Annotated in this window: 7 protein-coding genes; 6 read left to right on the top strand and 1 reads right to left on the bottom strand. The window is 70.7% G+C overall.

Annotation, left to right across the window (positions count from 1 at the left end; all coding sequences use genetic code 11):
- Positions 1–143 precede the first annotated feature (143 nt).
- From B7767_RS08675 to B7767_RS08655, 5 genes are all read left to right on the top strand, one after another.
- Positions 144–1,445, top strand: coding sequence for an HD-GYP domain-containing protein (locus tag B7767_RS08675; RefSeq protein ID WP_085571662.1), 1,302 nt, complete (start codon positions 144–146; stop codon positions 1,443–1,445).
- Positions 1,446–1,547: 102 nt separating this feature from the next.
- Complete coding sequence (locus B7767_RS08670; RefSeq protein ID WP_085571661.1) at positions 1,548–2,528, top strand: hypothetical protein; 981 nt, start codon at positions 1,548–1,550, stop codon at positions 2,526–2,528.
- A 150-nt stretch (positions 2,529–2,678) separates the two neighbouring features.
- Positions 2,679–3,329, top strand: coding sequence for a peptide deformylase (gene def / locus B7767_RS08665; RefSeq protein ID WP_085571660.1), 651 nt, complete (start codon positions 2,679–2,681; stop codon positions 3,327–3,329).
- A 220-nt stretch (positions 3,330–3,549) separates the two neighbouring features.
- A complete protein-coding gene (gene cyc1 / locus B7767_RS08660; protein WP_107485920.1) occupies positions 3,550–4,635 on the top strand; it encodes an epi-isozizaene synthase in 1,086 nt (361 codons plus the stop codon).
- Positions 4,632–6,002, top strand: coding sequence for a cytochrome P450 (locus B7767_RS08655; protein ID WP_085571658.1), 1,371 nt, complete (start codon positions 4,632–4,634; stop codon positions 6,000–6,002). Before cyc1 ends, B7767_RS08655 begins: the two co-directional genes overlap by 4 nt.
- 16 nt (positions 6,003–6,018) lie before the next feature.
- Here B7767_RS08655 and B7767_RS08650 read toward each other — a convergent pair whose 3' ends face one another.
- On the bottom strand, positions 6,019–6,981 hold the full coding sequence (locus B7767_RS08650) for a GlxA family transcriptional regulator (protein WP_085571657.1): 963 nt from the start codon (positions 6,979–6,981) through the stop codon (positions 6,019–6,021).
- A gap of 93 nt (positions 6,982–7,074) precedes the next feature.
- Here B7767_RS08650 and B7767_RS08645 point away from each other — a divergent pair.
- A partial coding sequence (locus B7767_RS08645) for a hypothetical protein (RefSeq protein WP_085571656.1) occupies positions 7,075–7,267 on the top strand: 193 nt, incomplete at its 3' end.

Genomic DNA, 7,267 nt, shown 5'->3' with positions numbered 1-7,267 from the left:
CGATCGGTTGCCGATGACACGCGGCCCGTCGGCGGTGACATGCCGTCCGGCGCCGACGGCACCCGGTCCGCCACCGGTGACATGCGGCCCGCGGCCGTGCCCGGAGCCGCCGGGCCGGTCGCCGGCCGGCCCGGGGTGGGCCGATGAGGCCCCGGCTCCACACCGTCGTGCACCTGTGCGCCGCCGTCCTCGCAGCCGGTTCCCTGGGCAGCACGCTCTACAACGGCGTCGAGGACCGCGGTACGGCCCTCGTCTTCGGGGTGCTCATCGCCGTCGGCGAGCTCACCCGGCGCAACGGGACGCGGATCAGGGAGGCCGCGCCGCTCGCCGCCGCGGGTTCACTGTCGTACGCCCTGCTCGGCGAGACCGCGGCCCGGCCCACCCACCACGGCGCCGCCCAGGTCGTCACCGTGGTGCTCGCCGCGTCCCTGCTCGGCAGCGTGCCGCACGTCGGGCGCGGCGAAGGACCCGGCCTCGACCCGTCGGCCCGCAGGGTGCTGACCGTCGGGTTCGTCGCCGTGTGCTTCCAGCCGTTGTACAACCGGGGCACCTTCGACGGCTGGGACGGCCCCGCCCACGCGCTGCTCCTGCTCTCCCTGCTCTCCCTCACCGCGCTGTGCGACGCCGTCCTGGCCGCCGCACTGGCACACTCCCGCACCGGTTGGCCCTTCCTGCCGACGCTGCGCGACGAACTGCGGGCCGTGCCCGGCATCGGGGCCGCCGTCATCGCCACGGGCGCGGTGATGGCGCTCGGGGTCGCGGTCGTGGGGCTGTGGGCTCTGCCCGTCTTCTCCGTCCCCCTGCTGCTCGCACAGCTTTCCTACCGGCGCTACGCCGCCGTGCGCGCCACCTACCGGCAGACCATCACCTCCCTCGCGCGGGCCACCGAGATCGCCGGATACACCCCGGCCGGGCACGCCCGCCGGGTCGCCGCGCTCAGCCGGGCGGTGGGCCGGGACCTCGGGCTGACCGAACCCGAACTGACCGTGCTGGAGTACGCCGCCCTGATGCACGACATCGGCCAGCTCAGCCTCGTCGACCCGGTCCCCGACGGCGCCACCGCCGTCCTGCCGGTCACCGAGCAGCGGCGGATCGCGCTGCTCGGCGGCGCCGTGGTGCGCCAGACCGGGGTGGACCCGCGCGTGGCCGCGATCGTCGAACGCCAGGCCGACCCGCACCGGGAACAGCCGCTCGCCGCACGTATCGTCCGGGTGGTCAACGCGTACGAGGAGAAGTCCAGGGAAGGAGGGCCGGGCGGGCCGCTGACCGCGCTGGAGGAACTGCGCCTGGGAACCGCCGGGGAGTACGCGCCGGAGGTGGTCGAAGCACTGACCCGGGTGCTGTCACGGAACACGGAGGGGACGCGTGAACACCAGGGCCGAACGTGGCGAGGGCCACGAACGGGACTGTCTGACCCCGGCCGAGGCTGGGTAACCCATGGGTAATGAGCGCCCTCGCGGCCGTACGTGGTTGGATGCGAAGGAGAGGGTGTCCGGGGGCGCGGACCGGTACGGCCAGCCCACCGACGGAACTGGCAGGCGGGAATCGTGAGGATCTTCGGCAAGGGACGGCACCGGCCCTCCGCCTCCTGGCGGCAGGCCACGGACCGTGCGTTCACGCTCATCGGCGACGGCCGGTACGAGGACGCGGGCGCGCTGCTGACCCGTGCCGTCGACCTGGAGCCCTGGTTGTCGGAGTCCTGGTTCAACCTCGCGCTGCTGCACAAGTTCCGGCACGACTGGGAGCAGGCGCGGTCGGCCGGTCTGCGGGCCGTGGCGCTGCTCGACCGTGACACGGGCGCTCCCGACTGGTGGAACGTCGGCATCGCCGCCACCGCCCTGCAGGACTGGCCGCTGGCCCGGCGGGCCTGGCAGGCCTACGGGCTCAAGGTGCCCGGCCCGGCCACCGACTCCGGCGAGCCCCTCGGCATGGAGCTGGGCAGCGCGGCCGTACGGCTGTCCCCGGAGGGGGAGGCGGAGGTGGTGTGGGGGAGGAGGCTGGACCCCGCCCGGATCGAGGTGCTGTCCATTCCGCTGCCGTCCTCCGGACGCCGCTGGGGCGAGGTCGTCCTGCACGACGGCGTGCCGCACGGGGAGCGGAGCACCGCCGCCGGGCACACCTACCCGGTGTTCGACGAGATCGAGTTGTGGGCGCCCTCGCCGGTGCCGACCTGGGTGGTGCTGCTGGAGGCCGCGACCGAGGCCGACCGGGACGCGCTGGAGCAGCTGGCCTCCGACGCCGGGTTCGCGGCCGAGGACTGGTCGTCCTCCGTACGGCTGCTGTGCCGGATGTGCTCGGAGTCGCGGATGCCGTCGGACGAGGGGGAGGGCGAGCATCTGGATCCGCACGATCACAGTGAGCCGGGGCACCCGGGGCCGCTGGGGCATCGGACGGACGGGCAGTCGTGGGTGCCGGAGCGGGAATGCGGCGTTGCCGCCCCCGCCTCTCTCGTACGGGGGTTGCTGGACGGGTGGGTCGCGGACAGTCCGGACTCGCGTGACTGGCGGGACCTCGAAGAGGTCTGCTGAGGTTGCCGACCGACCGCGGATTCGTCGTGGCTGATCGCGCCCACGCGGCGGAGCCGCATGTCGATACGGTCCCGCGCCCCCCAGGGAGCGCTTCCCCGTACCCTGTATCAGCATCACACCCTTGTTTTTCCAGGAAGGCACACGTCGGTCATGGCTCAGCAGGACACCGATCAGCAGCACGCGGGCGTGCTCCCCGTCGACGGCGAGGGGTACGTCATCGACACGGAGGACTGTGAGGAGCGCGAGACGGCGTGGCGGGAGCGCGGTACCTCGCGCCCGATCACCGTGGTCGGCAACCCGGTGCTGCACCAGGAGTGCGAGGACGTCACGGACTTCGGCGACGAGTTCCAGCAGCTGGTCGCCGACATGTTCGCCAGCCAGCGCACCGCCGAGGGCGTGGGCCTGGCCGCCAACCAGATCGGCGTGGACAAGAAGGTCTTCGTCTACGACTGCCCGGACGACGAGGGCGTGCGGCACGTCGGTGTGATCTGCAACCCCAAGCTGGTCGAACTGCCCGCCGAGCGGCGCCGGCTGGACGACAGCAACGAGGGCTGTCTGTCGGTGCCCACGGCGTACATGCCGCTGGCCCGCCCCGACTACGCCGAAGTGACCGGCCAGGACGAGAAGGGCAACCCCGTCCGGGTGCGCGGCACCGGCTACTTCGCACGGTGTTTGCAGCACGAGACCGACCACCTCTACGGCTACCTCTACATCGACCGGCTGTCCAAGCGTGAACGCAAGGACGCGCTGCGGCAGATGGCCGAGAACGAGCCGCGTTACCCCGTGGTGGCCAACGACTGACCGGCCCTCGGGGCCCCTCCCTCTCCTCATCAACGGCGTCCGATCGAGCACCTTTTCGATCGGGCGCCGTTCATCTGTCCGACCTCCGTAGTGGTGAAAGAAGCAAATCCGTTCCCAGAACGGTCAGTTGTGGTGCTGAATGGAGGTGCGGGGATACGCACGGCGTGCGCCCGGCTCGGGGGTGGGCGCACGCCGACTGGCGGCAGAGAGGGGATTGTTCGTGCATGCTTTGTCACACGGCACCACATCGACACCGACCACCATCGCAGTTCCACCGGCGCTGTCTCTTCCGGTGATCGAGGCGGCGTTTCCCCGGCAACTCCACCCGTATTGGCCCCGACTTCAACAGGCGACCAGGGCGTGGCTGCTCGAAAAGCGGCTCATGCCGGCGGACAAGGTGGAGGAATATGCCGATGGCCTGTGCTACACCGATCTCATGGCGGGCTACTACATAGGCGCCCCCGACGACGTCCTGCAGGCGATAGCGGACTACAGCGCGTGGTTCTTCGTCTGGGACGACCGGCACGACCGCGACATCGTGCACGGCCGCCCGGCCGCCTGGCTGCGGCTGAAGGACCGGCTGCACAGGGCCCTCGACAGCCCCGGTGACCACCTGGACCACGAGGATCCGGTGGTGGCGGGGCTCGCGGACAGCGTGGAGCGGCTGTACGCGTTCCTGCCGGGCGGCTGGAACGACCGGTTCGCCCGGCACTTCCACGAGGTGATCGAGGCGTACGACCGGGAGTTCCACAACCGTACGGAAGGAATCGTCCCCACCGTCGAGGAATACCTGGAACTGCGCCGGCTCACCTTCGCGCACTGGATCTGGACCGATCTCCTGGAACCGAGCGCGGGCAGCGAACTGCCGGACGAGGTACGGAAGCATCCCGCCTACCGGAAGGCGGCACTGCTCAGTCAGGAATTCGCCGCCTGGTACAACGACCTCTGTTCCCTGCCGAAGGAAATAGCGGGCAGTGAGGTACACAATCTCGGCATCAGCCTCATCGTCCACGAGGAACTCACACTCGAAGAGGCGATCACGGACGTGAGGCGCCGCGTCGAGGAATGCATCAGCGAATTCCAGGACGCCGAACGGGACGCCCTGCACTTCGCGGACGCCCTCGACGACGGCACGGTGGGAGGAAAGGAAAAGAGCGCCGCCGTGCGCGCCTGCGTCGGCAACATGCGGAACTGGTTCAGCTCCGTCTACTGGTTCCACCACGAGTCCGGCCGGTACCGGGTCGACAGCTGGGACGACCGGTCCACACCCCCGTACGTCGACAACGAAACGGCAGGTGAGTCATGACCGTCGAGTCGGTGAACCCCGAAACGGCCGAGGAGACCGGACTGTGTGAGCCTCCCGTGGCCGGCGGGGGCGTCCCCGTCCTGGGCCACGGCTGGAAACTGGCGCGCGATCCGCTGTCCTTCATGTCCCGGCTGCGCGACCACGGCGACGTCGTGCGCCTCAAGCTCGGACCGAAGACGGTGTACGCCGTCACCACCCCCGCCCTCACCGGGGCGGTGGCGCTGAGCCCCGACTACATCATCGCCGGACCACTCTGGGAGTCCTTGGAGGACCTGCTCGGCAAGGAGGGCGTCGCCACCGCCAACGGCCCGCTGCACCGGCGCCAGCGCCGCACCATCCAGCCCGCGTTCAAGCTCGACGCGATCCCCGCCTACGGGCCGATCATGGCGGAGGAGGCGTACGCGCTCGTGGAGCGCTGGCGCTCCGGCGAGGTGCTGGACGTCACGGCGGAGTCCTTCCGCGTGGCCGTCCGGGTGGCCGCCCGCTGCCTGATGCGCGGCAGCTACATGGACGACCGGGCGGAGCGCATCTGCGCCGACCTCACCACGCTGTTCAGCGGGATGTACCAGCGCATGGTGGTACCGCTCGGACCGCTTTACAAGGTGCCGCTTCCGGCCAACCGGGAATTCAACCGCGCGCTGGCCGATTTGCACGTCCTGGTCGACGAGATCGTCGCCGACCGACGGGTAAGCGGTCAAAAACCGAACGATTTGCTGACGGCTTTGCTGGAGGCGAAGGACGAGAATGGCGAGCCCATAGGGGAACAGGAGATCCACGACCAGGTCATCGCCATACTCACCCCCGGCAGCGAAACCGTGGGATCCACGATCATGTCGCTCCTCCTGGTTCTCACCGAACACCCGGAACTCGGCGACAAGATCCGCGACGAGGTGAAATCCGTCGTGGGTGACCGCCCGGTCGCATTCGAGGACGTCCGGAAGCTGACGTACACCGCGAATGTCGTCACCGAGACCCTGCGGCTGTATCCGGCCGTCTGGATATTGACGCGCCGCGCGGTGACCGACACGGAACTCGGGGGATACCGCATTCCCAAGGGCGCGGACCTCATCTACAGTCCGTACGCGATCCAGCGCGACCGGCGGTCGTACGGGCGGCACGAGGAGTTCGACCCCGACCGCTGGCTCCCCGGACGGGCGGGGGACGTGCCCAAGTACGCGATGAGCCCGTTCAGCGTGGGCAACCGCAAGTGCCCCAGCGACCACTTCTCGATGGCCGAGCTCACGCTCATCACCGCGGTGGTCGCCTCCGCCTACCGCTTCGACCACGCGCCCGGCTCCGACGCCGGGCCCCGGATCGGCATCACGCTCCGGCCGCGCCGGCTGATGCTGCGGGCGGTGCCCCGCTGACCCGCGCGGCGTGCGTTCAGGCGGCCTGCGGGCCCCTGAACGCACGCCGGTAGGCCTGGGGCGTCGTGCCGACGGTGCGGACGAAGTGGTGGCGCAGCGCCGCCGCGTTCCCGAAGCCGGTACGGCCCGCGATCGCGTCCACCGTCTCGTCCGTCGCCTCCAGCAGGCGCTGGGCCAGCAGCACCCGCTGGCGCAGGATCCAGCGGTAGGGCGTGGTGCCGGTCTCCTGCTGGAAGCGGCGGGCGAAGGTGCGCGGCGACATGTGGGCGCGGGCGGCGAGCTGCTCGACGGTGGTCTCCTCGTCGAGGTGCCGTTCCATCCACACCAGCACCTCGGAGACGGTGTCGCCCCCGGACTGCGGCAGCGGGCGCTCGATGTACTGGGCCTGCCCGCCGTCGCGGTGCGGGGGCACCACCATGCGCCGGGCGATCTTGTTGGCGACCTCCGGACCCTGCTCCTTGCGCACCAGATGCAGACAGGCGTCGATGCCGGCGGCGGTGCCCGCGGAGGTGAACACCGGGTCCTCGTCGACGTAGAGCACATCCGGCTCGACCGTCAGATGGGGGTGCCGCCTGGTCAGCTCCTCCGCGTGCTTCCAGTGGGCGGCGGCGCGCCGGCCGTCGAGGAGCCCGGCGGCGGCGAGCACGAACACCCCGGAGCAGACGCTGAGCACCCGTGCGCCCCGGTCCACCCCTCTGCGCAGGGCGTCCAGCAGCTCGGGCGGGAACTCCCGGGAGACGTAGGAGGCACCGGCGGGCACGGCGATGAGGTCCGCGGTCTCCAGACGCTCCAGACCGTGCTCGACCTGGAGGGAGAAGCCCGTGTTGGTGCGCACCGACGGACCGTCGGCCGAGGCGACGGCGAAGTCGTAGACCGGCAGGTCGTCGTCGCTGCGGTCGACGCCGAAGACCTCGCAGACGACACCGAGTTCGAAGGGGTTCACACCGTCGAGGAGGACGGCGGCCACGTTCTGGAGCATGACTCCAGTGTGCCGCGTCCTTGGCAGTAAATCGAGGGTGTACGGCAGTCCTGCCACTGCCGGTAAGGAGCATCGGGCGGGACAGTGGTGTCCATGGATACGACGTGGATGCAAGCACTGACCTCGATGGTGGCCGTCCTCGGCCTGTTCGTCTTCATGACCCTGCCCGCGCTGATCGGCATCGCGCACGAGCGGCGGATCGACCGGCAGATCCAGCGGGCCGGGGCCGCCCGCGCCGCCGCCGGGCGCCGTGAGGAGCCGGCGGTCCCGCGCCCGGCGTCGGGTG

This window comes from Streptomyces sp. 13-12-16 (assembly GCF_002114215.1).
GTDB lineage: Bacteria > Actinomycetota > Actinomycetes > Streptomycetales > Streptomycetaceae > Streptomyces.
This window is presented reverse-complemented; position numbering and strand designations above follow the sequence as displayed.